This is a genomic window from Actinocorallia sp. API 0066 (assembly GCF_020991275.1).
Lineage (GTDB): Bacteria > Actinomycetota > Actinomycetes > Streptosporangiales > Streptosporangiaceae > Actinocorallia.
This window is the reverse complement of sequence record NZ_JAJLQY010000002.1, coordinates 572,396-596,640: the sequence shown is the minus strand read 5'-3', so window position 1 is coordinate 596,640 and position 24,245 is coordinate 572,396. Positions and strand designations below refer to the sequence as shown.

26 protein-coding genes are annotated in these 24,245 nt (G+C 71.4%); 11 read left to right on the top strand and 15 right to left on the bottom strand.

Annotated features, from left to right (window positions below):
• Positions 1-27: 27 nt before the first annotated feature.
• Genes LO762_RS07510 through LO762_RS07500 form a run of 3 tightly spaced genes read right to left on the bottom strand, consistent with a single transcriptional unit; the run spans position 28 to position 1,837 of the window.
• Positions 28-654 (bottom strand): GPP34 family phosphoprotein, encoded by a 627-nt coding sequence (locus LO762_RS07510; RefSeq protein ID WP_230613463.1) that lies wholly within the window; start codon positions 652-654, stop codon positions 28-30.
• Between the two features lie 2 nt (positions 655-656).
• Complete coding sequence (locus LO762_RS07505) at positions 657-929, bottom strand: hypothetical protein (RefSeq protein ID WP_230613462.1); 273 nt, start codon at positions 927-929, stop codon at positions 657-659.
• 5 nt (positions 930-934) lie between these two features.
• Positions 935-1,837, bottom strand: a complete 903-nt coding sequence (locus LO762_RS07500) for an SPFH domain-containing protein (protein ID WP_230613461.1) — start codon at positions 1,835-1,837, stop codon at positions 935-937.
• A 108-nt stretch (positions 1,838-1,945) separates the two neighbouring features.
• Here LO762_RS07500 and LO762_RS07495 point away from each other — a divergent pair, with 108 nt between their 5' ends.
• On the top strand, positions 1,946-2,995 hold the full coding sequence (locus tag LO762_RS07495) for a CaiB/BaiF CoA-transferase family protein (RefSeq protein WP_230613460.1): 1,050 nt from the start codon (positions 1,946-1,948) through the stop codon (positions 2,993-2,995).
• 60 nt (positions 2,996-3,055) lie between these two features.
• On the opposite strand, the gene LO762_RS07490 is transcribed toward LO762_RS07495, so the two are convergent.
• Positions 3,056-3,826, bottom strand: a complete 771-nt coding sequence (locus tag LO762_RS07490) for an NUDIX domain-containing protein (protein ID WP_230613459.1) — start codon at positions 3,824-3,826, stop codon at positions 3,056-3,058.
• A gap of 202 nt (positions 3,827-4,028) precedes the next feature.
• Between LO762_RS07490 and LO762_RS07485 the strand changes: the two genes are divergently transcribed.
• Positions 4,029-5,243 carry a beta-ketoacyl synthase gene (locus tag LO762_RS07485; RefSeq protein ID WP_255685014.1) on the top strand — a complete coding sequence of 405 codons (1,215 nt, stop codon included), beginning with the start codon at positions 4,029-4,031 and terminating at the stop codon, positions 5,241-5,243.
• Positions 5,244-5,344: 101 nt separating this feature from the next.
• On the opposite strand, the gene LO762_RS07480 is transcribed toward LO762_RS07485, so the two are convergent.
• Entirely contained in the window at positions 5,345-6,325 is a 981-nt protein-coding gene (locus LO762_RS07480; RefSeq protein WP_230613457.1) for a hypothetical protein, read from the bottom strand.
• 213 nt (positions 6,326-6,538) lie between these two features.
• Between LO762_RS07480 and LO762_RS07475 the strand changes: the two genes are divergently transcribed.
• The 5 genes from LO762_RS07475 to LO762_RS07455 all read left to right on the top strand — a co-directional run bounded on the left by LO762_RS07475 (position 6,539) and on the right by LO762_RS07455 (position 10,941).
• Positions 6,539-7,222 carry a YceI family protein gene (locus LO762_RS07475; protein ID WP_230613456.1) on the top strand — a complete coding sequence of 228 codons (684 nt, stop codon included), beginning with the start codon at positions 6,539-6,541 and terminating at the stop codon, positions 7,220-7,222.
• A gap of 128 nt (positions 7,223-7,350) precedes the next feature.
• Positions 7,351-7,779, top strand: a complete 429-nt coding sequence (locus LO762_RS07470; RefSeq protein ID WP_230613455.1) for a hypothetical protein — start codon at positions 7,351-7,353, stop codon at positions 7,777-7,779.
• The gene (locus LO762_RS07465; protein ID WP_230613454.1) at positions 7,764-8,990 is read left to right on the top strand and encodes a transposase; all 1,227 of its coding nucleotides are present in this window, start codon (positions 7,764-7,766) and stop codon (positions 8,988-8,990) included. Before LO762_RS07470 ends, LO762_RS07465 begins: the two co-directional genes overlap by 16 nt.
• A gap of 89 nt (positions 8,991-9,079) precedes the next feature.
• A complete protein-coding gene (locus LO762_RS07460; protein WP_230613453.1) occupies positions 9,080-9,850 on the top strand; it encodes an ABC transporter ATP-binding protein in 771 nt (256 codons plus the stop codon).
• A 14-nt stretch (positions 9,851-9,864) separates the two neighbouring features.
• A complete protein-coding gene (locus tag LO762_RS07455; RefSeq protein ID WP_230613452.1) occupies positions 9,865-10,941 on the top strand; it encodes an LLM class flavin-dependent oxidoreductase in 1,077 nt (358 codons plus the stop codon).
• Between the two features lie 146 nt (positions 10,942-11,087).
• On the opposite strand, the gene LO762_RS07450 is transcribed toward LO762_RS07455, so the two are convergent.
• The 4 genes from LO762_RS07450 to LO762_RS07435 form a co-directional block, all read right to left on the bottom strand.
• Positions 11,088-11,243, bottom strand: coding sequence for a hypothetical protein (locus LO762_RS07450; protein ID WP_230613451.1), 156 nt, complete (start codon positions 11,241-11,243; stop codon positions 11,088-11,090).
• A gap of 134 nt (positions 11,244-11,377) precedes the next feature.
• On the bottom strand, positions 11,378-12,484 hold the full coding sequence (locus LO762_RS07445; RefSeq protein WP_230613450.1) for a nitric oxide synthase oxygenase: 1,107 nt from the start codon (positions 12,482-12,484) through the stop codon (positions 11,378-11,380).
• 152 nt (positions 12,485-12,636) lie between these two features.
• Positions 12,637-13,734: a trans-acting enoyl reductase family protein gene (locus LO762_RS07440; protein WP_230613449.1), complete on the bottom strand. Its 1,098-nt coding sequence runs from the start codon at positions 13,732-13,734 to the stop codon at positions 12,637-12,639.
• Between the two features lie 23 nt (positions 13,735-13,757).
• Positions 13,758-14,426, bottom strand: a complete 669-nt coding sequence (locus LO762_RS07435; RefSeq protein ID WP_230613448.1) for a hypothetical protein — start codon at positions 14,424-14,426, stop codon at positions 13,758-13,760.
• Between the two features lie 243 nt (positions 14,427-14,669).
• On the opposite strand from LO762_RS07435, the gene LO762_RS07430 reads away from it, so the two are divergent.
• Positions 14,670-15,791 carry a hypothetical protein gene (locus LO762_RS07430; RefSeq protein WP_230613447.1) on the top strand — a complete coding sequence of 374 codons (1,122 nt, stop codon included), beginning with the start codon at positions 14,670-14,672 and terminating at the stop codon, positions 15,789-15,791.
• 71 nt (positions 15,792-15,862) lie between these two features.
• On the opposite strand, the gene LO762_RS07425 is transcribed toward LO762_RS07430, so the two are convergent.
• From LO762_RS07425 to LO762_RS07405, 5 genes are all read right to left on the bottom strand, one after another.
• Complete coding sequence (locus LO762_RS07425; RefSeq protein WP_230613446.1) at positions 15,863-16,669, bottom strand: heme ABC transporter ATP-binding protein; 807 nt, start codon at positions 16,667-16,669, stop codon at positions 15,863-15,865.
• Positions 16,666-17,943: a FecCD family ABC transporter permease gene (locus LO762_RS07420; protein WP_374201541.1), complete on the bottom strand. Its 1,278-nt coding sequence runs from the start codon at positions 17,941-17,943 to the stop codon at positions 16,666-16,668. The genes LO762_RS07425 and LO762_RS07420 overlap by 4 nt, the downstream gene beginning before the upstream one ends.
• 626 nt (positions 17,944-18,569) lie before the next feature.
• Entirely contained in the window at positions 18,570-19,604 is a 1,035-nt protein-coding gene (locus LO762_RS07415) for an ABC transporter substrate-binding protein (RefSeq protein WP_230613445.1), read from the bottom strand.
• The gene (locus LO762_RS07410; RefSeq protein ID WP_230613444.1) at positions 19,601-20,206 is read right to left on the bottom strand and encodes an LPXTG cell wall anchor domain-containing protein; all 606 of its coding nucleotides are present in this window, start codon (positions 20,204-20,206) and stop codon (positions 19,601-19,603) included. Before LO762_RS07410 ends, LO762_RS07415 begins: the two co-directional genes overlap by 4 nt.
• Complete coding sequence (locus tag LO762_RS07405; protein WP_230613443.1) at positions 20,203-20,865, bottom strand: heme oxygenase (biliverdin-producing); 663 nt, start codon at positions 20,863-20,865, stop codon at positions 20,203-20,205. The genes LO762_RS07410 and LO762_RS07405 overlap by 4 nt, the downstream gene beginning before the upstream one ends.
• Positions 20,866-21,007: 142 nt before the next feature.
• On the opposite strand from LO762_RS07405, the gene LO762_RS07400 reads away from it, so the two are divergent.
• A complete protein-coding gene (locus LO762_RS07400; RefSeq protein ID WP_230613442.1) occupies positions 21,008-21,799 on the top strand; it encodes a hypothetical protein in 792 nt (263 codons plus the stop codon).
• Positions 21,800-21,823: 24 nt separating this feature from the next.
• On the opposite strand, the gene LO762_RS07395 is transcribed toward LO762_RS07400, so the two are convergent.
• Positions 21,824-22,129 (bottom strand): DUF2470 domain-containing protein, encoded by a 306-nt coding sequence (locus LO762_RS07395; protein WP_230613441.1) that lies wholly within the window; start codon positions 22,127-22,129, stop codon positions 21,824-21,826.
• 102 nt (positions 22,130-22,231) lie between these two features.
• On the opposite strand from LO762_RS07395, the gene LO762_RS07390 reads away from it, so the two are divergent.
• On the top strand, positions 22,232-23,209 hold the full coding sequence (locus tag LO762_RS07390; RefSeq protein WP_230613440.1) for a WxL domain-containing protein: 978 nt from the start codon (positions 22,232-22,234) through the stop codon (positions 23,207-23,209).
• Positions 23,210-23,317: 108 nt separating this feature from the next.
• Entirely contained in the window at positions 23,318-24,232 is a 915-nt protein-coding gene (locus tag LO762_RS07385) for a WxL protein peptidoglycan domain-containing protein (protein ID WP_230613439.1), read from the top strand.
• Positions 24,233-24,245 lie beyond the last annotated feature (13 nt).

Below are 24,245 nucleotides of genomic sequence, written 5' to 3'. Positions count from 1 at the left end.
GCGGGTCGGTCTTATGTGGTGCACTCTTCAGCCCGCCGCTGCCGCGTCGTAGCTTTCGAGGGTGCTCTTGAGGGCGGGGGCGGCGGGGCCGGTGATCTCGGTCAGCGTCTTGATCTTCGCCTTGTGCTCCTTGCGCTTGGCCCGGGTGACGACCTTGTTCAGGCGGCCCAGGACGGACAGGGAGACGAGCGCGGCCTCGGCCGGGTCGACGCGGCCGACGGGGTCGCGCAGGACGGCCGAGACGGTCGAGAGCAGCCTGGTGCGGACGCGGGGGTCGCGCAGCGTGTAGCGGGTGCTCGGGAAGAGCCCGAGGACACGGTACGGCTCGGCCCTGACCAGGCCGCCGTCGACGAGCTGGTCGCGGACGGCGTCGGCGGTCCGCCTGGCGTTCTTGTTGACCCAGTGCGCCCACTTGCGGGGACGGCCGGAGCCGATCTCCTCCAGGAGGTCGGCCAGTACGGGGTCCGTGCACGGGCCCGCGACCTCGATGGCGGGCTTGCCCTTCTCGTCACGCAGGTGGCCGGACAGGTACAGCTCGGTCAAGGCGGCGGACCGAAGGAGGGGCCGCAGGTACGTGCTGGTGTGGAGCTTGCCTTTCTCGGGGTCCAAGGCGAGCACGAACATCCGCTGCGCAAGGCTCTCGGGCTGCTTCATCGTCATTCCTCCGTTTCCGGGGCGTTGTCTGGGGAGGGTGCGGGCACGGCCGCGGGTTCTTCGGTCTCGTCGTCCTGGTCGGCTCGGGAGGGCCGGCCGGGACGGCGCATCCGGGTGACCCCGGAAGGCAGCCGCCCGGCCTCGGCCAGGGCCCTGCGGAGCAGGAACTCGATCTGCGCGTTGGTGCTGCGCAGCTCCTCGCCCGCCCAGCGGGCCAGTGCGTCGTGCACCGCGGGGTCGAGCCGCAGCAGGAGCTTCTTGCGCTCTACGGCCATGGCTTCTAGGCGTAGAGGGTGCCGGTGTTCACTACCGGTTGGGCGTCTCTGTCGCCGCAGAGGACCACGAGGAGGTTGGACACCATGGCCGCCTTGCGCTCCTCGTCGAGTTCGACGATGCCGTCGTCGGTGAGGCGGGTGAGGGCGGCCTCGACCATGCCGACCGCGCCTTCGACGATCTTGCCTCGGGCGGCGACGATGGCGGCGGCCTGCTGGCGGCGGAGCATGGCCTGGGCGATCTCGGGGGCGTAGGCGAGGCGGGTGAGGCGGGACTCGATGATCTCGACGCCGGCCGAGATGACGCGCTTGCCGATCTCCTCCGACAGCTTCTCGGTGATCTCGTCGGCGTTGTCGCGCAGGGACAGGCCGGTGTCGTGGGTGTCGTAGGGGTAGCTGTTGGCGATGTGGCGGACGGCGGTCTCGGTCTGGATGGCGACGAACTCCACAAAGTCGTCGACCTCGAAGACGGCGCGCGCGGTGTCCTTGACCTGCCAGACGACGACGGCGGCGATCTCGATCGGGTTGCCGTCGGCGTCGTTGACCTTGAGGACGTCGGTCTCGTGGTTGCGGATCCTGGTGGACACCTTGCGGCGGTCGGTGAGGGGGTTGACCCAGCGCAGGCCGTCGGTGCGGACGGTGCCGGTGTAGCGGCCCAGCAGGGTGATGACGCGGGCCTCGCCGGGCGACACGGCGGTGAGGCCGGCCATGAAGATCGTCGCCGCGACGAAGACGACGACGCCGAGGGCGATCAGGGACGCGCCGGTGACGCCGCCGACGGCGATGCCGCCGATCACGCCGCCGACGGACGCGACGAGGGCAAGCAGGCCGAGCCCGAGGACCGGCCAGCCGGAGGCGCCGCGCGCCACCCGCTCGCGGATCTGGGGGGCGGGCATCAAGGTCTCGCTCATGGGTTACTCCTTGCTCGGTGCGATGGCTCAAATCTAGCAAAGTGATATCACTTTGCCAACCCCGGACGTCCGACAAGAAACAAGCGCCCGCTTGCTAGGGTGGGCCGCATGCTCGACGGTCTGCGCGTGCTCGATCTGACGATGTGGCGGCCCGGCCCCTACGCGACGCTGCTCCTGGCCGGGATGGGCGCCGACGTGCTCAAGGTGGAGCCCCCCGGCGGGGAGCCCATGCGGGCCTTCGGCGGGCACTTCGGGCCGCTCAACGCGGGCAAGCGCGGGCTCGTCCTCGACCTGAAGTCCCCCGAAGGGCTGGCGCGCTGCCTGGAGCTGGCCGCCGACGCCGACGCCGTCGTCACCGGGTTCCGGCCGGGCGTGGCCGAGCGGCTCGGCCTAGCACCGGAACGGCTGCGGGCAAAGCGGGCCGCCCTGGTGACGTGCTCGCTCACCGGATACGGCGAAACCGGGCCGCTCTCCGGCGTTCCCGGACACGACGTGAACTACCGGGCGACGGCCGGGGCACTCCCGCCGGGCGGCCTACCCCCCGACGCGGTGGACCTCCCCCTCGCCGACATGGCCGCCGCCCAGACAGCGGCGTTCGCCATCACCGCGGCCTGCCTCCGCGCGTCACGGACGGGCGAAGGCACCCACCTGGATATCGGGCTCGCCGACACGCTCGCCCACTGGGTGTCCACGGCTCCCCCGGCGCTGCCCAGCCGCGACGGCGTAGGGCCGGTCGCGGGCTACGGCGTCTACACCTGCGCGGACGGGCTACGGGTCGCCCTGGGCGTCGTCTCGGAGGAACACCTGTGGCGGGCCGTCTGCGCCGCGCTGGAGCTGCGCCACCTGGCCGACGAGCCCTTCGCGGCGCGGATCTCCCGCGTGCGCGAGCTCGACGACGCCGTCAGACAGGCGCTCAAGGGCCTGCCCGGGGACGTCGCGCTGGCCCGGCTGGAGGCGGCGGGCGCGCCCGCGAGCGCTGTCCTGGACCGCGCGGAGATGCTCGCCCACCCGCACTTCCAGGCCCGCGGCGTCATCACCGACGCCCAGGACGGCGAGCCCAGGACCGGCGGCCTCATCCCCGGGCAGGCCAAGCTCTCCCCCGCGCCCGCCCTCAACCAACACGACGGCCAAGGCTGGCTCCCCCGAACGCGCGCGTAGGCGGCGCCGCAAGGCAACCGAAGACCTTTGACGACCCGTGCCCAGCCACTCCAGGGGAGATCAGACGAGCGAGGGGAGGGTGGGAGCGGTCTCGGTGAGGAAGTCGCGGAGTTCACGCGGCCACAGGGGCAGTCCGGCGAAGGCGCTGGAAAGGCATTCCACTCGCTCGACGTCGTAGGTGCCGCGCGTAGGGTCACTGAACTCCGGTCCCGACCGGAGCCCAAGGTCCATCGTCACCAGGCGGCAGACGAAGAACTGGTGGATGTACGAGGCGTGCGGGCGGTGTTCGGCGAACGTGAAGACGGGTTTCACCGGTCCGGCCGTGGCTCCCAGCTCCTCCATGAGTTCCCTGCGCAGCCCGGCTTCCACGTCGGCGTCGTCGTCCTCCACGCCGCCTCCGGGTGTTGTGTAGTAGGTGCTGCGCCCTGGCCGGTTGCGTCGGAACAGCACGAGGGCGTCCCCGTCCAGAAGCAGCGCCCGCGCCTTGCGCTTCGTCGGGCGCTCGGCCCCTGCCACGCCCCGCAGCACCATGCCCTCGGTGAACCCGCCTCGGGCCGCGGCCTTGGCCGCCCGCACGCGCTCCAGTTCGACCGGGTCGCAGCCGATCCCGTCGGCGAGCGCCCGCACCACCTCAAGGACGTCGGCGAGTTCCTCCGCCGACGGCTCGGCGGCGAACTCGTCGGCCTCCTCCCACAGCTTGGCCAGCAGCAGCCGCCGTATCTCGGCGGCCTCGGCGACCCGCACGTCCGGTTTGCCACCTGTCGCCCTGATCAGCTCCGGTATCCGGTCCCTGACGAGCTTCTCGTTCCGCTCCGCGTACGGATCCGTCATGACCCGCCCTCCCTCCGCGACCTGCGCAGCAGCCTAGGCACCCCTGAGCGTCCCCGTCCCGCGTTCCCCGCCGACGCCTGAGGCCCCGATGGGTTTTTATCCCCGAAGGGGGACTTCTCCCGTTTTCTTTGTCAGGAGAGCCAAACGAAAGCCCGGATCGGCGCGTGGTACTTTTCCGGCCCCACCCCCCGGGAGACCCCTCATGCACCGCGTTGCCGTGACTGGAATGGGCCTCAAGAGCCCGGCAGGAAACACCCCGGAAGACGCGTTCGCGACAGTTCTCGCGGGCAAGGGCACCGCCGTGCACCTGCCCGAACTGCTGGAAGCGGGGGTGCCCGTGACGTTCGGTTGCCCTGTCTCCGGCTTCGACCCGGACGCCTACTTCCCGCGTGCCCGCCAGCGCCACCTCGACCGCCCGACGCGCCTGGGCGTCGCCGCCTCCGTGGACGCCTGGGCCGACGCGGGCCTCCCCGAAAACGCGGCACCCGACCCGCGCACAGGCACCTACGTAGGCACGGGCGGCGCCCACACGTCCTTCATCGCCGAGTTGGGCGCGCTCCCCCACGAGAAACTGCCTGTGGCGTCGGTACCGATGATCATGCCGAACGCGACGGCGGCAAGGATATCGATCCGGCACGGCCTGCGCGGCCCGTGCCTCACCCTCAGCTGCGCCTGCGCCAGCGCCGCCGTGGCGCTCGGCGAGGCGATGACGGCGATCCGCCTGGGCCGGATCGACAGGGCGCTCGCGGGCGGCGTGGAGGCGATGCTGACGCCGTTCGCGGTCGCCTCCTTCGCCAGGATCGGCGCGCTGTCCCGGCGGGCCGACGCGCCGCACGAGGCGTCCCGCCCGTTCGACCGGGACCGCGACGGGTTCGTCATGGCCGAGGCCGCCGCCTTCCTCGTCCTGGAGCGCCTCGACCTCGCCGAAGCCCGGGGCGCCCGCATCTATGGCGAGCTGGCCGGGTACGCGGCGGGCGCCGACGCCGTCCACATCGTGCGGCCCCTCGACGACGGCGAGGTCGCCGCCGCCACGATGCGCGCCGCCCTCGCGGACGCGGGCGTCGCCCCGGAAGAGGTCGGCCACGTCAACGCGCACGCGACCGCCACGACCCACAACGACAGGGCCGAGGCCAGGGCCATCGCCGCCTGCTTCCCCGACGGCTCACCGCCCGTCACGGCGACCAAGGGCGTCACCGGGCACCTCCTGGGGTCCGGCGGCGCGGTCGAAGCCGTCCTCGCGCTCCTGGCGGCCCGCACGGGCACCGTCCCGCCGACCGCCAACTTCACCGGCGGCCCGGACGCCGACCCGATCGACGTGGTGCACGGCGCGCCGCGCCGGATCGCGAAGGCGCCGGTGCTGTCGAACTCGTTCGGGTTCGGCGGGCACGCGGCGTCCCTCGTCTTCCAGCCCCACTGAAAAAGGGGCGTTCCCGGCAGAGGTCGCGGTTCTGCCGGGAACGCGTCTTGGTGCGAGGGGAACCTCAGGCCGCCGGAAGGTAAGGCAGATACACCGGCTCCTCAGGCAGCCGCGCCGAAGGACAGGTCGGGGAAGGCGAACGGTTCCGCGAACCCCCGCGCCTGCTCCTTGGCGGCGACCGTCAACGCGCTGGCCACCAGCCGGGACACGACGGCGCCCGCCCCCTCGGCGGCCAGCCATTCGGTCATCTCGCGCGTCCGCTCCAGTACGGACGCGCCGACGGGCAGGACGGTGACGCACGCCGTGTCCACCGGCATGACGTCGGGGTCCAGGTTGACGTTGCGGGCCGCCTCCCCGGTCAGCCACCGCCCCCGGTGCCCGCCGACGAGGACGGGCCCCGCCGGATGCGCGAGCCGGGCGAGCGGCGTGCCCACGGGCACCTCCACAACGCCGGGCCTGGGCACGGAACCTCCGAGCGTCACCAGCATCGTGCCTGGAGCCGCCGCCGTGCCCTGACCCCTGAACCAGGTGGCCCCGTGCCTGGCGATGAGCGCCAGGTGCGCGCAGGTCTCGGCGTTGGCGACGTACCAGCCGTCGTCGGAGGGCAGGAACGCCCCCGACCCGGCGGGTCCGCCCCGCAACCGGGCCACCAGTGCCGTGTCCTCCCCCGCGAGGTACGCCGCGGGCCCTTCGGCGACCCGGACGGGCGGGTCCTGCGACCCGTCCCGTCCGGCGAGGGCCTCGGTGAGTGACGGTCCGTCCCCTCCCACGGGGACGGCCACGACGACCTCGCGGGCGCCGAGCAGGCGGGCCGCCGCGACGGCCCCGTCGACGACGAGGTGCGGGGCGTGCCGCAGCAGCCAGGTGTCCTTGGCCGACAGCGGGTCCCCCTCCATGCCGTTGACGACGACGGTGTGGCAGCGCCGCACCGCGCGCAGCCGGGCCGCGGTGGGGGTCCAGAACCCGCCCCTGCCGCGCAGCCCCGACCGCTCGACCTCGGCGAACGTCAGGTCGCGGGCCGGGCCGAGCAGGTCCCGGTGGTCGCGCCAGCCGTGTCCGGCCGCTGCTTCCGTGAGCCTCATCGCCTCGCCCCTTTCCGACGTCCGCCTGTCCTGCTTGTCTTCCACTGTCGGGGACGGTCCTGAGAACGGGGTGAGACGGAGGTGAAAAGCGCCCGGCGGGCGGCGTTATGGAACCGAGTCCGCTCTCTCATGCGGTTCTCATGTGCGCTCGTGAACACCGCGGCCATGCTGATCGTTGAACGGCCGTACGCGCCCTCGCCTGATGGAGTTCTCGTGAAGAAGTGGACCTGGTGGATCGTCGGTGTGGTCGGCGTCCTGTTCCTGGGGTTCGTGGTGGCCCCCTTTGTGTACACGCGGTTCATCGAGGGTGACGCGCCCGAGCGCCTCACCGTCGGTACCGCGAGCCCGTCCGCGCAGGCGGCCGGAGAGGCCGTCCCCGCTGACGGGGCGTGGAAGGTGTCCGCCGGATCCCAGGCGGGCTACCGCGTCAAGGAGGTGCTGTTCGGCCAGGACGTCGAGGCGGTCGGCCGTACCGGCGAGGTCTCCGGGGACCTCACGATCGCCGGAAGCTCGGTGACCGAGGGCTCCTTCACCGTCCAGATGGCAGGGGTGACGACCGACCAGGACCGCAGGGACAACCAGTTCCGCACCCGGATCATGGACGTGGCCTCCCATCCGACCTCGACGTTCCGGCTTACGTCCCCGATAGAGCTGGGTTCCGTGCCCGTCGTGGGGGCGCAATCCGAGGCGAAGGCCACGGGGCAGCTCACGCTGAAGGGCCAGACGCGGGACGTCACGTTCCCCGTCCAGGCGTCCCGGACGGGCGCCGACACGTTCGAGGTGAGCGGCCAGATTCCGGTGACGTTCACCGACTACGGGATCAACAACCCGTCGCTGCCCGGCATCGAGGTGGAGCCGACGGGCCACGTGGAGTTCCTCCTCAAGTTCGCCCGCTGACCCCGGATTCCGTCTCCGCGAGCCCTCCCGGCCACTGATTCCGGGAGGGCTCCGCCTTTACAAAGACCGACTCGCGTTCTATCTTCTTTTCCGACCTGTTTGATTGGTTTTGTAGGAAGTAGGGCGCGGTGTCTCGTGGGTTGGCGCTCCGCGCGGGCGGGGTCCTCACCCTGTTCGCGCTGTGGTGGGCCGTCGCGGCGGCCGGGGTGTGGCCCGAGGTCTTTGTGCCCGCGCCGTCGTCGGTCTGGGACGCGCTCATCACCACGTCCACGACCCAGGAGAACGGGCAGCGCGGCTACGCCGGGCACCTGCTCTGGGAGCACCTGGGCGTCAGCCTCAGGCGCATCCTCCTGGGCAGCCTGTACGGCATCATCGGCGGCGTCGTCGTCGGCCTGCTCATCGGGCTCGTCCCGACGGTCAGGGCGCTCCTCGGCCCGCTGGTGACGTTCGTGCGGACCCTCCCACCCCTCGCCTACTTCAGCCTGCTCATCATCTGGTCGCGATATGCGTTCCCACAGGAACTATCGGTAAGGTATGCGGCATGGAACGCATTGTGAAGCGGGCGTTCAAGTTCCGCTTCTATCCGACCCCCGAGCAGGCCGTAGAGCTTGCCCGGACGTTCGGTTGCGTGCGGCTGGTCTACAACCGGATGCTGGAAGAACGGACCCACGCCTACCAGCACGAGGGTCGCCGCGTCTCCTATGTGGAGTCCTCCGCGCTGCTCACCCGGTGGAAGCGCACAGAGGAGCTCGCCTTCTTGAACGAAGTGCCTTCGGTGCCTTTGCAACAGGCGCTGCGACACCTGCAAGCCGCATTCGTGAACTTCTGGGGCAAGCGCGCCGGGTACCCGGTATTCAAGTCGAAGAAGAAGTCCCGCGCCTCGGCCGAGTACACCCGGTCGGGCTTCAGGCTACGCGACGGCCAACTCACGTTGGCCAAGATGAGCGGCCCGTTGAACATCGTGTGGTCCCGGCCCCTGCCTGAAGGAGCCGAGCCGACAACTGTGACGGTATCGCGTGATCCTGCAGGCCGCTGGTTCGTGTCCTTGTTGTGCGAGGACCGCATAGCGCCCCTCGAACCCGTCGAGTCATCGGTCGGCATCGACGCGGGTCTCACCTCACTGGTCACGCTCTCGACCGGCGAGAAGATCCTCGGTCCTCGGAACAGTCGCCGCGATTCACGTCGCCTGGCCAGGGCCCAGCAGGCGCTGTCCCGCAAGGCCAAGAACAGCAGGAATCGAGACAAGGCCCGCCTGCGTGTGGCCCGCGCCCACGCCCGGATCGCCGACCGTAGGCGGGACTCCCTACACAAACTCACCACTCGACTCGTCCGCGAGAACCAAACGGTCGTGATCGAGGACCTCGCCGTCCGCAACCTAGTCAAGAATCACAAACTCGCCCGCGCGATCTCAGACGCGGCCTGGCGGAGACTGCGGTCACTGCTGGAGTACAAGGCCGACTGGTACGGCCGCCGGCTCGCCGTGGTGGACCGCTGGTACCCCAGCTCAAAACTGTGCTCCATTTGTGGAAGTCAAGCCACCAGCATGCCCCTCCGTGTCCGCGACTGGACGTGCGCCCACTGCGGTACCGGCCACGACCGAGACATCAACGCAGCACGGAACATACTCGCCGCCGGGCTGGCGGAGAGCCAAAACGCCTGTGGAGGGCCGGTAAGACCTCACCCGCGTGAGCGGGAACGGCGCGGCCCGGCGAATCAGGAAACCCGACCCGCGAGGGAAGGAGTCCCCGCCACGCAAGGCGGCGGATGAAGCCAACTGGTTCGGTATCGATGAACAGCAACGCAAGCAACGTGAGCTGTCGGTCTTCCAGGCGGGGCTGGCCACCAAGGCGCTCGGCGATGCCTTCCCCGGCTGAGAAGTCCGGCGCGGTCACGCTGCGCGGCGTCTCCCTGGTCTACGGGGGGCGCCGCGACGGCGTGCGCGCGCTGGCCGACATCGACGCCGACCTCGCGCCCGGCTCGTTCACCGCGATCGTCGGGCCGTCCGGGTGCGGCAAGAGCACGCTGCTGCGGCTCGTCGCCGGGTTCTCCCAGCCGACCGAGGGCAAGGTCGCCGTCTCCGGGTCCGACGTGGCGGGGCCCGGCCCTGACCGGGGCGTCGTGTTCCAGCAGCCCCGGCTGTTCCCGTGGCTGACCGTGCGCGGGAACGTCGAGTTCGGGCTGCGCGGACGGTCCAGGGCCGACCGCCGGGCACGTTCGACGGAACTGCTGGAACTCGTCGGGCTGTCCGACGCGGCACAGCGTCGGCCTTACGAGCTGTCCGGCGGCATGCAGCAGCGCGCCGCCATCGCGCGCGCGCTCGCCCCCGACCCGGCGATCCTGCTGATGGACGAACCCTTCGCCGCCCTGGACGCGCTCACCAGGGAACGGCTCCAGGAAGAGCTGCGGCGGATCTGGCAGGCGACGGGCAAGACCGTACTGTTCGTCACGCACAGTGTTGACGAGGCCGTCTACCTGGGCACCCGCATCCTCGTGCTCAGCAGGCGGCCGGGCCGGGTCGTGCTCGACGAGTCCTCGGACCTGCCGCACGCGCCCGACCCGCACCTGCACCCAGACCATCCCGTGCTGCGGGAGAAGATCGCCGCCGCCGTCCGCGCGGCAGCGGCCTGAGCGAAGGACACCCGATGCGCTTCCACTGGTTCCTGCCGACCACCGGCGACGGCAACGAGGTGCGCGCCGCCATCATGACGACCGACGCGGGCCGCGCCTCACGGCGTCCCGGCAGCGTCCGGTACCTGTCGCAGGTGGCGCGCGCCGCCGAGGACGCCGGGTTCGAGGCGGCGCTGACCCCGGTGGGCGCCGGATGCCCGGACCCGTGGATCGTCTGCGCGGCCGTCGCGCAGCACACGTCGCGGCTGAAGCTGCTCGTCGCGTTCCGGCCGGGGTTCGCGCTGCCGACGCTGCTCGCCCAGCAGGCCCAGGCGTTCCAGGACGTCTCGGACGGACGGCTCATGCTCAACGTCGTCACCGGCGGCGACCCGGTCGAGCAGCGCGCGTACGGCGACTTCCTCGACCACGACGCCCGGTACGCCCGCACCGACGAGTTCCTCACCGTGCTGCGCCGCGCGTTCACCGGGGAGTCGTTCGACCACGTGGGGGCGCACTACCGGGTTGAGGGCGGCGGGCTCGACGTGCCGCTGGACCGGGTGCCGCCGCTGTACTTCGGGGGCTCCTCACCCGCGGCCGTCAAGGTGGCGGGCAAGCATGTGGACGTCGCGTTGACGTGGGGGGAGCCGCCCGCGGCCGTCGCCCGGAAGGTCGAGGCGCTCCAGGCCGCTGCCGCCTCCTACGGGCGCACGCTGCGGGTCGGGCTGCGCGTCCACGTCATCAGCCGCGACACGTCGGCTGAGGCGTGGGCGGAGGCCGACAAGCTGCTCGCCGGGATGGACCCGGCCCGGATCGCCGCCGCGCAGGCCCGGTTCGCGCGGTTCGACTCGGTGGCGCAGCGGGCCATGGTCGACCTGCACGGCGGCGACACCCGCGACCTGGAGATCTCCCCCGGCCTGTGGGCGGGCGTCGGCCTCGTCCGCGAGGGCGCCGGGACGGCCCTGGTCGGCTCGCACGAGGAGGTGGCGGGCCTGCTGCGGGAGTACGCGGCGCTCGGCATCTCGGAGTTCATCCTGTCCGGCTGGCCGCACCTGGAGGAGGCGTACCGGATCGGGGAGAACGTCCTCCCCCGGCTGACTCCGGCGCTCGTCTGAGGTTTCGGCTGTTTCCGACGAGGGCGGGGGCCGGGATCACCGGCCCCCGCTGTGTTTGTCTTGGCCCGGAGGCGGGCGCTTTTTCGACCCCGACTTCGTCGGGAGCGCCCGCCTCCGGGCCGGTGTTTCCGTTGTTTCCCAGCGGGCTAGGAGTCCACGAGTTCCGCGATGGCGTCGTGGTCCGTCCAGTCCGAGGCGGCGGTGTGCGCCGCCTTGCCCAGTCCGACGAACCCCACGGCGAACCCCACTCCAGCCGCGACGGCGAGCGCCGCCGCTCCCCCGATGACCTTGCGTGCGTCCATGATCGTTTCCCTTCCCCCCCACGGCTCCCGCACACCGTGACGCGCCCGCGAACCCCTGTCAACGCCCTCTACCCGACCGTGATCCGCCAGCCGTCAAACCGCCGCTTTGCCCTGCGGCGGCGGGCTTCGGGGCGTCAGGGGGCGGGGGTCTTGTGCAGGAAGTTGGGGCGCAGGTCGGGGTTGTCGTAGTAGCGGTGGAAGACGGGGGTGGCCGAGCCCGAGAGCGGCGGCACGATCCACGTCCAGTCGGCCGGGCAGGCGCGGCCCGCGCGCTCCTCGCGGGTCAGGTGGGTGAGGAAGCGGCGCGACTCGGTGTGGTGGTCGGTGACGGTGACGCCCGCCTCGCCGAACGAGTGCAGCACCGCGACGTTCAGCTCGACCAGGGCCCGGTCGCGCCAGAGCGTCGTCTCGTCGCGGGTGTCCAGGCCGAGGAGGTCGGCGACGGTGGCGAGGAGGTCGTAGCGGGTGGTGTCGGCGAGGTTGCGGGCGCCGATCTCGGTGCCCATGTACCAGCCGTTGAAGGGCGCGGCCGGGTAGGTGACGCCGCCGATCTCCAGGGTCATGTCCGCGACGGCCGGGACGGCGTGCCAGCGCAACGCCAGTTCCGCGAAGGCGGGCAGCTCCGGGTGGGTGAGAGGCACCTCAAGGACAGCGTCTGTCGGGAGGGGGAACCACCGGGGCGGCTCGTGGCGGCCCTCCACGACGAGCGGGAGGACGTCGAAGGGGCCTCCGGGGCCGCGCCAGCCGAGCGAGGTCGCCAGGCGCGTCGTCGCGGTGTTGGCGGGATCGCCGACGACACGGCCGAGCGGCCCGGCGTATCCGGCGTACCGGATGAGCTGGGCGTTGTGGATGCGCGGGCCAGGCCCCTCGGGGGCGTCCGGGGCGAACACCGTGATGACGGGGCGGATCCGGCCGCCGTTGGTGGCCTCGCGCAGGTGGGTGACGCACTCGGCGGCGACCTCCTCGGCCGTCGTCACGTGCCGCATGTCCCGGACGCGCAGGCTGCGCCAGTAGAGCCGACCGATGCACCGCGCGCTGTTGCGCCACGCGACGCGCGCCCCGTACTCCAGCTCCGCCGTGGTCTGCCGGTAGGTGCCGGTGCGGCGGATCTCCTCGCGCACCGCCCTGATCCGTGGCGCGCTCACCGCGCTCACACCCTGCTCGGCGTGGAACTCCTCAAGGAACCTGACGGCCTCGTCCTCATCGACGACCGCCGCGCACCTGCTTCGGAAGAGCAGCATGACCCCCACCCAGACATGACAACTGTGACAAAACGTGCATATGCCATCACGAGAAGTCACAGCATGGCATGGGCGGCATGACCGCGTCCGGCGGATCACGAACTTCGTAGCGAACGATCCGTCATGCCCCGGACGCGGAGCGTTCCATGCGGTCAGAGCGTCCGGAAGGTGATGCCCGCGCTCTGGAGCCGGGTGATGAGCGCGTCGCCCATCGCCTGCGCCGTGGTGACCTGGCCGGACGTCCTGGGCAGGTCGTCGTGCAGCAGGCACAGCGCGGCCTCGCCGAGCATCTTGGCCGTCTCGCCGTAACCGGGGTCGCCGCCCGCCACCTCGGTGGCGATCCGCACGCCGCCGCCCTCGCCGGTAAACCGCATCCGGAACCAGTTCTGGGCGCGGCGCTCGGCCGACGGGCCCTCGCCGGGCCGCTGCTTGAACATCGCGCGCACCCCGCCGTCCACCGAGACGCTGGTGTCGCGCGTGATGGCGAGGAAGTGCCCATAGGTGAAGTCGGGGCCATACCTGTCGAGAGCGCGGGCGCTGCGCACGATGATCTGCGGGTCGAGCGTAGGCAGCGGCACCGCTACGCCGCCGTGCACTCGGGTGCGGGGCAGCGGCGACCGCGCGACCCTGGCCCGGCGTCCCGAGGGCTTCGGCTCAACGCGGGACCGCTCGGAGGCGGCCCGCCACATCGGCAGCGGATCGCGCAGCACGCCCAGGAACGAGGCGATCGTCCCGCCGGACGCGCTGCCCTTCGCGCTGAGGAACCCTTCGACGTGCAGGGGGACGTTCTCCGGCAGCCGCTTCACCGTGTAGTAGGCGCCGAGGTCGTGCGGGATCGAGTCGAACCCGCAGGCGTGCACGAGGCGGGCGCCCGTCTCCACGGCCCGCTCGTGATAGGCGAGATACATCCGGTCGACGAACTCGGGCTCACCGGTCAGGTCGGCATAATCCGTCCCGTTGTCGGCACAGGCCGCCACAAGCGGCTCCCCGTACTTCAGGTACGGACCGACCGTCGAGACGACAAGCCGGGACGACCGGGCCAGATCCACCAACGTGTCCGGATCCCCCGAGTCCGCGTGCACCAGCGGCACGTCAGCCCCCAACCGGTCACGCACCCGCTCCAGCTTCGCCCCGTCCCGCCCGGCCAGCGCCCACCGCGTCGCCCCCGCATGAGCGGCGAGATACTCGGCGGTCAGCCCACCGGTGAACCCCGTAGCCCCATAGAGCACAACATCGTACGTACGCCCCATGCGTACTCCTCGCTCCGCAACAGTTAGACACCCTGTCTACCAGACCCCCGATCAACTGACGAGCCCCCGGAGCCGCTGACGACCATCGCGCCAAGCCCGACAACGTCGTAGTCCTCCAACGTCACGTGCAACTGCGCCGCCCGCAGCCACCGGGTACGAAAGTCGTTGTGGGCGATGGTGGCGGCGCTGGGCACCAGACCGGCGCGGGTCGGCTGGTAGAGCACGCCCGAGATCGCGGCCGGAGAGACGCGCCGGGGCCGCAGCACCACATGCCCGGCACGCAGATGCGGGCACAGGCGCGCCGACCGCTCCACGCACCCCGGGCAGACCGGAGGATGGGCCGTCATGACGGGGGCGGGCCACGGCCCGTCCGCGCCCTCGTACTCCTCCCGCGAAAGCATCCACAGCGCGCTCTTCGCGCAGCGCGCCCCGCACACCTGGCACAGCAGGCCCCGCATCGCGCGCCGCTGCCGCAGAAAGTGCACGGACTTGAACTGCGGAACCCCGACCCCCGGACTGAAACCAATCCGCGTCCACAACACCCCCGCCCCGTCACGGTCCTCCGCCCTCTCATCGGCATAGGCGATCCTCCCGTCACGGACCACCACCGCGACCGGCGGCGTCTCCTCCGACGACCACGCCGTGATGTACGGCACCACACCCCACCGCGCCAGATTCACCGCAGACGACATATGCCCACACCTTCCTCACCTGAAGAGATCAGACCGAAACAGATGAGGAGATCACACCCTTTTTGCACCCGATTGTTCCGGTTTCCGGGTTCGGAGCTCATCTCAACTCAATCGGCGATCTCGGCTCGATTCATGGCGATCACCACCGATCCTCACCAGAGCGCGTGATTGACCGCTACGGCCATATGAGGAGTGCTTATGCGGACTCGGGACATATCCGGGAACCTCTTGTAGTCTCGCCCCATGGAAATCAGGACTCTCCCCGAACTGGTCCAAACGATCATGAAGGAGAAGGGGTGGACCCAAGCGGACCTGGGCAAGACATGGGGGCGGACCCAGGCTTGGGTGTCTCTTGTGCTCAGTGGGAAGCAAGATGTCCGCTTCAACCAGCTTTCCGACATGCTGAGACGCGTAGGCTACGAACTAGTCATACGCCGCAGACTCGATGAGGCAGCAGTGAAACGACGTGAGTTCATCGCCAGTGCCGCGACCGTGACCCTGGTACCCGGTGCGAACGGAAATCCGTACCGCGATCCGGACTACGTGAGCATGCTTTCCGACAAGATCGAAAACGGGTCTCTACGGTCCGGTGTCGCGTCGGCCGCCCATGCCGCCGCGCATCTTCGTCGCGTAGAACATGCCCTCATGGGTGGCAAGGACGCCCGGCTTCGCCGCGCGGCCTCATCCCTGGCACGCAACGTCGCGATTGCTCAGTACAATACCCACGAACTTCCCCAAGCCCACAAGGCGGGACGATTCGCGTTCGCCCTGGCTCAATCGGTCGGCGATCACGAAGGGCAGGCCGCTTCTCTCAACGAGCTTTCCATGTTCTCCGCCTTTGAAGGCGATGGACTACACGCCATGCAGTACGCGCGCCAAGCCCTGACCGTCCCGGATATCTCGCTGGAGATTGAGGCTTCGGCGCATATGCGACTCGGCAGGGCACTGGGCCTGCTCTCTGAGAGCCGGGCAGCCTCTACCCATCTGGACAAAGCACAAGAAATCGGGAGCGGGCTACCGGAACTTCGCCGCGCCGACATGCTGGGCGGCGTGGGCGTCGCGCTGAGCGAGCAAGGAAAGTGGGAGGCATCCCACGGGACGCTCGCAGAGGTGGTACGGCTCATAGCTCCCATGTCACCGTTCCTCGGTGTCAACTACTTGGCCTGTCAGGCCCGAACGGCTCTGCGCGGCTCTCAGCCGACGCTGGCCGCCGAACTGGTGGACACCCTGAGCCGCGTCGCCCCACTGGTGAACTCCGAGCGGCTCAACAAGCTCTACGCAAAGATCCTGAGCCTCACGAACCCATGGGCGAACGCTCCCGAAGTCAAGACCATGCGCGACCAGCTACGCACCTTGCTGCTCTGACCGGACGTGAGCCGACGGGTGGCAGCTCCCGACCTCGTCGGGAAGTGCCCGGCCACGGGGCGGGCGGGTTGTCAGCGGCGGGGGAGGACGAGGGGGCGGCCGGTGCGGGGGTGGGGGAAGACTTCGATGGGGTGGCCGTAGACGTTGGTCAGGAGGTCGGCGGTGAGGACGTCGGCGGGGGGGCCGCAGGCGGTGAGGCGGCCGTCGGACAGGACGGCGACGCGGTCGGCGTGCGCGGCGGCGAGCCCCAGGTCGTGCACGACGGCGACGACGGCCCGGCCCGCGTCGGCGAGCCGTCGGGTGACGGCGAACACGAGTTCCTGGTGCCGGACGTCCAGCGCGGCCGTGGGCTCGTCGAGGAGCACGGCCGGGGTCCGCTGGGCCAGGACGCGGGCGAGGGCCACCCGGGCCTGCTCACCGCCGGACAGGCGGGGGAACGGACGGCCGGTGAAGCCCGTGACGTCGGCGTCGGCCATCGCGGCGGCGACCGCCTCGTCGTCCTCGTCCTCCAGCGGCGTGCCGATCCAGGGGGCGCGGCCCATCCGGACGATGTCCTCGACCGGATAGGAGAACGACACGGTGTGCGTCTGGGTGAGGATCGCGCGGCGCATCGCCAGCTCGACCGGGCGCCAGTCCGCGAGCGGAAGGCCGTCCACCCGGATGGTGCCCTCGTAGGTGATGTCCCCGCACAGGGCGGCCAGTAGCGTGGACTTCCCGGCGCCGTTGGGGCCGACGAGCGCGAGCACCTCGCCGGGCCTGACCTCCAGGCGCACGTCCGCGAGGACGGGACGGCCGCCCCGGACCACGGTGACGCCGTCGGCCTCCAGGGTGACGCGCGGCCCCGGCAGCCGGGGCTTGCGGCGCAGCACGTCGATCATCCCCAGCCTCCCGCGCGGGCACGGGTCCGGCGCAGCAGCCAGAAGAAGAACGGTCCGCCCACGACGGCGGTGAGGACACCCAAGGGAAGCTCCTGATACGGGACGGCCGTGCGCGCGACGAGGTCGGCGACGACGAGGAGGCACGCGCCGCCCAGCGCGGAGGCGGGCAGCAGGATCCGGTGGCCGGGCCCGACCGCCATCCGGACGAGGTGCGGGATGACGAGCCCGACGAACGAGATGATGCCGCTGAACGCGACGGCCGCCGACGTCAGCAGCGCGATGACGACGATGCCGGTGAACCGCAGCCGCTCGACGTTGACGCCGAGGTGCCGCGCGGTCCGCTCGCCGAGCGAGAGCAGGTCGAGCTGCCGTGACATCGCGATCGCGACACCGCAGCCGACCACGGCGAGGGGCCCGACCACCCACACCGCCTCCCACGTCGCACCCGCAAGGCTGCCGAGCTGCCACGACGTGATGGAACGGAGCGCGTCATTGCTCGAAAAGAACATCAGAAGCCCGAGCGCCGCCCCCGCGACGGCGTTCACCGCGATCCCGGTGAGCAGCAGGGTGACGACCTCGGTCCGCCCGTTGGAACGCGCCATCGCGTAGACGGCGAGCGTCGTCAGCAACCCGCACAGGAACGCCGCCCCCACGATCGTCCACCCACCGAGCGCCGTGAACCCGAACGTGATCACGGCCGCCGCCCCCACGGCCGCCCCCGACGACACCCCGATGACTCCCGGTTCCGCCAGCGGATTCCCGAACACCCCCTGCATGAGCGCCCCCGCACACCCGAGCGCCGCCCCTGTCACGGCAGCCATCAACACCCTCGGAATCCGCACCAACCAAAGCGCGTTCTCCCCCTGCGCCGCCGTAGGCAGATCCCCCACCGGAATCCCCATCCGATGCAACACCGACCCAAGCACCTGCCCCACCGGAATATCCACCTGCCCACTCCCCGCCGCCACAAGCAACACCACCGGCAACAGAGCCGCAAGCCCCCCAACAAGCAACACCCCCCTCCCCTTCCGCCCCCCACCCCGCGACACCAAAGCAGCACCGGCCTTCACCGGCCCCACCCCGGCAACACCCCCCGCCCCCGAACCACCGGAAACAGGCACGCCCTCCGACCCGGACACCACAGAAGCGCCAGAGCCCACAAGCCCGGCGCCACCAGGCTTCACGGGCGACACCGCCAGCACGGCGCCCTCAGCCGCCGCGATTCCAGCGGCACCACTCTGCCCCGCGTCTTCCACCACCGGACCAACGGCCATGGAAACACCGGAAACGGGCGCAAGCTCAGGCTCGGACGACACGGAAGCGTCAGAGGCCGCAAACGCCGCCGACGAGCCCGCAAGCCCGACGCCGTCAGGCTTCGCGGGCGGCAGCGGCAGCGCGGCGCCCTCAGGCGCCGCGATTCCAGCGGCACCACTCTGTTCCGCGTCCTGCGGCACCGGACCATCAGGCACGGAAACATCGGAAACGGGTGCGGGCTCGGGCGGCACGGAAGCGTCAGAGGCCGCGAGCGCCGCCGACGAGCCTGCGAGCCCGGTGGCGTCGGGCTTCGCGGACGGCAGTGGCAGCGCGGCGTCATCAGGCGCCGCGATTCCAGCGGCACCACTTTGCCCCGTGTCCTCCGGCACCGGACCATCAGGCACGGAAACATCGGAAACGGGCTCGGGCGGCACGGAAGCGTCAGAGGCCGGGAGGGCTGCCGAGGAGACGTCGGCGGGCTTCTCGGGTGTTTCGGGGGAGGGGACGGGTTGGGGCGAATCGGTGGGGATCGGGGGGTTGGGCGCGGGTGGGCTGGAAACGGGGGTCGGGGGGGCGGGGGGTTTGGGGGTGGCCGAAACTGGGGCGGGGGGTGGGGTGTGGACGTAGGGGTTGGGCGGGTTCTGGGTCATTTGGGGCAGGTTTCGTAGATGGCGTGGGCGAGGGCGGTGATGGTCTCGGCGGTGTGGGCGCCGAAGGTGAGGAGGGAGCCGTCGGCGGCGTCGACGATGCGGCGGTGTTCGCCTGCGGGGGTCTGGGCCACTCCGGGGAGTTTCAGGAGGCCGTCGACGCCGCCCACGGAGGCGAGGCCGGAGGTCATGACGAGGATGACGTCGGGGGCCGCGTTGATGAGGCCCTCGCTGGTGAGCGGGCGGAACCCCTTGAGGCCGATCTCGGTTCCGGCGTCGCGGGCGCCGATCGCCTCGATGAGCGCGTCGGACCCGGCCCCGTCACCGCCGACGAGGTAGACCCCGGCGGTGCCGCGCACGTACAGGAACGCGATCGACGGCGCGGCGGCCCCCTCGGGCGCGCTGCGCCGGGCAGCGGCGATCCCGTCGGTGACCCGCGCGGCGAGCTTCGCCCCGGCCTCGCGGACGCCGAGCGCCGCCGCCACGTCGGCGATGTGCTCGGTGACGGCGGGCAGCGTCTGCTCGTCGTCGATCATCACCACGGGGATGCCCGCGGCCGCGATCTGGGTGAGCGCCTCCGGCGGCCCGATGCTGGCGTCGGCGAGCACGACGGTCGGGTCGAGCCCGAGGATGGCCTCCGCCGACAGGTCGTGCCCGTGCGTCGTGACGAGCGGCAGGTCGGCCGCCGACGTGAAGGTCGTGGACGCGTCACGGCCGACGACCCGGTCGCCGAGCCCGAGGCTGAACACGATCTCGGCGAGCGACCCGTACATGTTGAGCGCGAGGATCCGGCTGGTGTCCGTGACGGTCACCTTCTTGCCGTCCGCGCCCGTCACGGTGACGGGCAGCTTCGGTGAGGGCGCGGGCGTCACGGGCGAGACGTCCGTGGGCAGCCCGGTCACGGTCGCGGGCCCGCAGGTGCCCGCCGCCGACGTCCCGGTCCGCGCCGCGCCGGGCTGTCCGCCGCATCCGGCGGCGCCCAGCGCGAGGACGAGCGCGGCGGCGCCCCACCGCAGCGCCCGGCCACCGGTCACGCGGCCGCCTTGCGCCGCCGGACGAGCAGGAAACCTCCGCCCGCCGCGAAGGCGACAGCGGCCACGCCGATGCCCGTGTAGAGCACGGCGTCCGAGCCCTCACCGGCCGACGACGAGGCGGCGAACCTCACCGGCACCCGCACGTCCTGCGTCCTGTCCTGCGTCCGGGTGTGGTCGGCGCGCGTCACGACGGCGCACGCGTCCCTGGTGCAGTCGACGTCCTCGCCGATCTTCGCGGCGACGCTGATCCGCACCTCGAACGACCCGCCCTCGCCGTACTTCACGGCGAGTTCCCTGCCGTAGGGCGGCGGGTTGGAGGAGATCCACTGGGAGCCGCCGCCAAGCCCGGAGGTGTCGGCTCCGCCGCCGCACGGCGTCGGCACCTGTCCTTCGCCGAGGTCCTTGCAGAACGCGACGTAGATGCCCTTCCTGGTGTCGAACCCCGACCCGGTGACGGTGACCGTCTGCCCGTCGGTCACGGTCGCGGCGGAGACGGTGACGGTCTGGCCGTCCGGCCCCTTGCCCGTCGCCGACTCGGCCCGGGCGGCGGACGGCACCGCGACGAGCGCGGCGGCGGCCAGCAGCGGCAGCACGCGCCTCATGCCGCCTCGTTCCAGCGGATCGCGCCCAGTTCGGCGAACAGAGCGGAGTTCAGCCGGTACGCCTCCCGCACCTCCGCGACGACGAGGGCGCGGCCGTCCGGGTCGAACGGTGCCTCGTCGATGAGCGTGCGGTAGGCGTCCTTGAAGTTCTTGGGCTTGGGGATCTCCCCGAACCGGTAGAAGCTCACGCCGCGCCCGTCCGACAGGTCGTACAGCCGCTCGATGGTGCGGCCGATGATGAGCCCGCCGGACAGGTCGCCGAGGTACCGCGTGTAGTGGTGCGCCACAAAGCCCTCGGGCGAGGTGAAGGCGACCTCGCGGATGCGGGCGGCGTAGGCGTCGGCGGCGGGCGAGTTCTCGGCCTGCTCGGCCCAGTCGGCGCCGCGCAGGAACGCCAGGTCGGCCTCCAGTGACGGCGTGCGGGTGAGCTCGTCGTGCACGAAGCGTCCCGCGACGGGGTGCTCCCGCATCGCCTCGGCGGCCTCCTCCAGCGCGGCGTAGACCGGGTGCAGGCGCGCGGTGAGGGCCGCGAAGGCGGCGAGTGGCAGTTTTCCGGACATGAGGTCGCTCATGTATCCGGCCGACTCTGCCTCCGCGTGGTCGGTGGCGCTCGCCTGGCGCAGCACCGCCGAGAACGCGGCCTCGGGAGCCTCAGTCATGCTCAATCCTTTACTTTGTCACGTTTTAGAGACGTTTGCCCTGTTCATCCGAACTGTTCCGTACCTTAGCTTAGGCTCACCTAAGAAACATAGGGCTGACCGAAACCCCACTGACCAGCCCTCCTCCTCCGATTGGCCTTGCATGAGTACGACCCGTCCTCTGGCCGCGCTCCTGGCGGTCGGCGCGGCCTGCGCGCTGACCGTCGCGACCGCCACCCCCGCCTCGGCGGCGTCCGTCCGGGTGTCACCCTCCAGCGGCCTCCCTTCCTCCGGCACAACGACCATCTCCATCAGCGGTTCCGGGTTCAACCCCACCGCTAACAATGGATTCGGGGTGTATGTCGTCTTCGGACCGCGCACCGCGAACTTCGCCCAGGACGCCAACCTGTACGGCGCCGCCAAGTGGGTGCACAAGGGCGGCGCCTCGGGGGGCGCGGGACAGGCCCCGATGACGGACGCCGGCGGCTTCTCCGTGACCCTTTTGGTGCAGGCCCGTTACACGGACGGGAACGGCAAGAAGGTCGACTGCACGGCCACCCCGTGCTACATCATCACGATGGCCGCGCACGGCGCCCGCGACCGCAGCCAGGACACCTTCACCCCCGTGACGTTCAAGGGCAAGAGCGGCGGATCGGGCACCGGCGGCGCGACGAACCCCGGCGGCACCTCGGGCAACACGGGCAACACGAACAGCGGCACGACGGCCGGAAACACACCCGCCGCCAAGCCGTCCACCGGCCCGGTGCAGACCGGGGCCCCCGCCACCTCCGGCGCGACGGCCCCCGACGCGCCCGCCGCGAGCCCGCTGGCCGCCGTCACCGTCTCCGCGACCGACACGTCCTCGCCGTGGCCGTTCTGGGCGGCGATGGCCGTCGCGGTCGCCGCGGGCCTCGGCGCGCGCAGACTGCTGCGACGCCTCCCGACCCGCGGCTGAGCCACGGCCATGCCACCCCTCACGTCAGTGCGCGCCGCGCGGTTCGACGCCCAGCTTCGCGCACGCCTCGGTGTACATCCGCACCGCCTCGCGGCGGACCGAGCCACGGTCCTGGAGCGGCTCGCTCCACGGCACCCGCACCTCGACCTCGGACCCGTCGACGACGGCGGCGAACACCATCGCCTCCGCGTCCAGGCCGGTGACCCGCGCCGAGGTCGGCTCGACCCCGCCGAACGCCCGGCAGATGAGCACGTTGTCGTCGGCGTGGTCGCCGTTCATGTGCGCGGCGATCGCCGCGACGGCGTCGGGACCGAACGGAAGGTCGGACATGGCGGGCTCCTTTACAGCACCTCTAGGACATCCGCTAAGTTAGCGGAGATCTGTTAGGTAAGGCTTACCTAACATTCTGTTTCCCTCAACAAGGAGGAACACGTGCGCAAGCGCGCTCTCCCCATCCTGGTGGGCGCCGGCCTCGTCGCCGGACTCGCCTCCCCCGCGTACGCGGCGGGCCCGGAGGTGACGGTCACCCCGGCGACCGCCGTCGACCCGGCCGGCCAGACGCTGACCATCACCGGCGCGGGCTTCGACCCGAACGGCAACAACGGCTTCGGCGTCTACGTCGGCTTCGGCTGGCGCGACACCAGCCCCGGCTGGAACACCAACGCCGGCGCCTTCCAGAAGGTCAAGTGGGTGCACAAGAACGGCGCCCCGACCGGCGGCCAGGACAAGCTGAACGCCGACGGCACCTTCAGCATCACCCTGCCCGACATCAAGGCGCAGTACACCGACGGCGCGGGCACCGCCATCGACTGCCTCGTCACCCAGTGCTACGTCATCACGATGGCCGCGCACGGCGCCGCCGACCGCTCCCAGGACACGTTCACCCCCGTGACGTTCCAGGGTGCGGAGAACCCGGGCAACCCCGGCGAGCCCGGCAACCCGGGTGAGCCCGGCGCGGCCACCGGCGAGCAGACCATCACCACCGAGGTGACCGGCGAGGGCGCGCTGACCCTCTCGGTCTCCGGCCAGAACGTGGCGCTCACCAGCGCGCCCCGTGGCGGCACCTCGACCGGCGACCTCAACCCGGTGACGGTCTCCGACACCCGTGGCACCGGCGCGGGCTGGAGCCTCGTCGGCCAGGTCGGCGACTTCGCCTCCGCCGGCGGCGGCGTCATCCCGGGCGCGAACCTGTCCTGGACCCCGTCCGGCGCCGTCGTCTCCGACGGCTCCAACGCGGTGCTGACCCCCGGCCCGGCCGTCTCCGGCCTGGACCAGGCCCGCACCCTCGGCTCCGCCGACGGCGGCGTCAGCGGCGGCCTCTTCGAGCTGGGCGCCGGCCTGAGCCTGAACATCCCGGCGGGCGCCGCGACCGGCACCTACACCGGCACGCTCACCCTGACCCTGTCCTAAGGGCCGGGCGCACCCCGCTCCCCCACGGGCGGGACGCAAGTACGTGCGGGATGAGGACGGTAACGGCGCCCTCATCCCGCACCCCGCCATTCTCCCCGGAGTCCGACCATGATCACCAACCTGGTACTCGCCACCGCGCTCGCGCTCGCCCCGTCGCCCGGTTTCAGCTGGTCCGTCCAGCCCTCGGGCCCCAAGGGGCCGACCGGCCGCGACTACTTCAGCTACGCCGCCGCGCCCGGCGCGACGATCCAGGACACGGTCGGCATCACCAACCGAGGCACCGAGAAGCTGACCTTCAAGGTGTACGCCACCGACGCCTTCAACACCGCCGACGGCTCCTTCGCGCTCCTCACCGCCGACCGCAAGCCCGACGACGTCGGCTCGTGGATCACCCTGAACAAGCGCACCTTCACCGTGAAGCCCGGCAAGCGGGTGGACGTGCCCTTCACCGTCAGGGTGCCCAAGAACGCGACGCCCGGCGACCACTCCGGCGGCGTCCTCGCGGCCGTGACGCAGCAGGAGACGACGGGCGGCGGCCAGAAGGTCAACGTGGACAGGCGCGTCGCCGCCCGCCTCCACCTGCGCGTGAACGGCCCGACGACGAGCGCCCTCAAGGTCGACCGGATCACCGCCTCCCACGACGGCCCCCTCGTCGGGAACCGCAAGGTCAAGGTGAGCTACCGGGTCACCAACACCGGCAACATCCGGCTCACCGCGCGCGCCCACGTCTACACCGAGGCGCTGTTCACCTGGCCGCAGGGCACCCCGGCCGACCGCGACATCCCCGAACTGCTGCCCGGCTCGTCCTACACGTTCACCGACGAGATCAGCGGCGTGCTGCCCGCCGGGCCGCTCAAGGCGGCGGTGCGGCTTACGCCGTCGGACCCCGGCGGCCTGTCCCCGACCCGGCTCTCGCCGACGACCCGGTCCATCACCTTCTGGGCGGTGCCCTGGGTGGTGCTCGGTGTTGTTGTGGTCGTCGGCCTGCTCCTCATCCGGCGCCGCCTTCCGTCCCGCCGCTGAACCCCCCGGCACC